The sequence below is a fragment of the Alteromonas sp. 14N.309.X.WAT.G.H12 genome (assembly GCF_036697315.1).
Taxonomy (GTDB): domain Bacteria; phylum Pseudomonadota; class Gammaproteobacteria; order Enterobacterales; family Alteromonadaceae; genus Alteromonas.
On sequence record NZ_JBAHZB010000030.1, the window covers coordinates 33,778 to 35,730 of the forward strand.

The 1,953-nt window shown below is 49.9% G+C and carries 2 pseudogenes; both read right to left on the reverse strand.

Annotation, left to right across the window (positions count from 1 at the left end):
- A pseudogene (locus tag V5298_RS10190) lies at positions 1-1,379 on the reverse strand (alkaline phosphatase); the annotation flags it as partial.
- A gap of 255 nt (positions 1,380-1,634) precedes the next feature.
- Positions 1,635-1,953, reverse strand: a pseudogene (locus V5298_RS10195) (UDP-2,3-diacylglucosamine hydrolase); the annotation flags it as partial.

The following is a 1,953-nucleotide window of genomic DNA, read 5'->3' on the forward strand; positions in this document are numbered from 1 at the left end:
GCATTGATGTCTTGTGCGTAAATGACGTCTGAATCGGTTTCTGTTCCTAAATCGGCAAAACCAAGACCATTCATGTAACCGACGGTGGTGTAGGGCATACCGTCGGCAGCTTCAGCTGGCTCTTCTGCGCCAACATTAACCACCTTGCCTAAAATGGGATTACCACGTTTAGGATAACCGGCAATGGTAAAAACATGACCGTGATCGGCGGTCACTAAAATAAGGGTGTCGGACTCATCAGTTGCATCGATAGCGGCTTGTACGGCGGCTTCAAATGCCAGGGTTTCTGAAAGCGCTCCAGACGCATTTCCGGCATGGTGGGCATGATCAATGCGTCCTGACTCAACCATTAGAAAATAGCCTTTCTCGTTGTTATCGAGAATATCTATGGCTTTGGTGGTCATTTCCGTAATTGAAGGTTCGCCGGCCACATCATTTGCCCGATCCGCTTCATATTGCATGTGAGACTCGTTAAATAAGCCAAAAAGACGAGTGGTGGTGTCGGCATCGATGGCATCAAAACCGGCTTGATCGAAGACATATTGGCCCTCGCTGTAGATGTCTTGCCATTCTGCGATGAGATCCCGGCTATCTGTGCGGTCACCTTCAATTTCACTGACTGCATCGGCACTGTTGTAAGTGGCATCGTTGGGCAGAAAATGACGGCGTCCACCGCCCATTGCCACATCAATGCCGTCAACATCTACGCCGGTATAGCGGGCTTCTACTAAGGCTTCGAAATGGACTAACTGGTCGGCAATATCTACACAACCTGCGGTGACGGCCTCTTCTGGCATATCGGAAATGTCTTCCCAGTTACGATCCGCTGACTTGCTATACGTTGCTGCAGGGGTGGCGTGGGTAAGGCGTGCGGTGGATACAATCCCCGTGGCGAGGCCTTTAATTTCTGCTAGTTCAAGGGCGGTGATCACTTCATTGCCTGCGACGGTAGCGCATTCACCCCGTTCAATATCTGCATCAACACCGACAACGCCCACATCGGTTTTTAATCCTGACATCATGGCTGTCATGGTACCGGCAGAATCCGGTGTTTGTGCATCCACGTTATAGGTTTTTACCAAGGCGGTATTGGGGAATCGCTCCCAGGCCAAATAGCCTTCCTCACCCAGTTCACCGGCTAGCTGTCCTTTGCGAATACGGGATGCGGTGAGGGTGGAAATACCCATGCCATCACCGACAAACAGGATCACGTTTTTCGCCTTAAAGTTATTAGCGATATGCAGTTTTTCTTCGATTTTGTTTTGGGCGTCTGTGAACCAGGCGCTGTCGCTTTGATAGGCTGGGAGGATATCAGCCTGCAAGCCAGATGAGACCGCCAATGCCAACGCACTCGCGGTCACTTTCCAGTTGAGTTTCATTTGTGTATTCCTAGTTTAATCTTGTTATTGGCCAGCGAAATGTAGCCGTTTGCCGTCAGATCAGGAAAGGGTGAACACGAAGTGGTGTGTGAACATCGTGTTCCCGGGTCTCATAGTGGACTTCCCGTATCTGGGTCATCGTTTACCCTAGAAGACTTGCGTGACAATTAGGTTAAGGCACAATGAACGATTTATGTCAGTGTAGTGACAGCACGACTGGGGAAAGACTATTAGCGACGGAGAGGAAAATAAGGGCTAGGGCGTAGTAGTGTTAAAACGCCGGTTTTCCAGATGTACTGCATCTGCACTGACTGTAAGTACGGACCCCTGTTCATACCAATCACCCAGCACGATGCGGGTGGCCGGTTTACCATTGGCCGTTAACATATGGATCTGTGGCCGGTGGGTATGACCATGAATAAGACGTTGCACCTGATGTTTTGTCATGACCTTGACCACTTCTTCGGGAGTCACATCCATAATTTCAGGTTTTAAGCCCTGTTGACTTAATTTGCTTTTTCGACGGGCATTCTCCGCTACACGCTGTCGGTACCACAGGGGTAAGGCACGCATT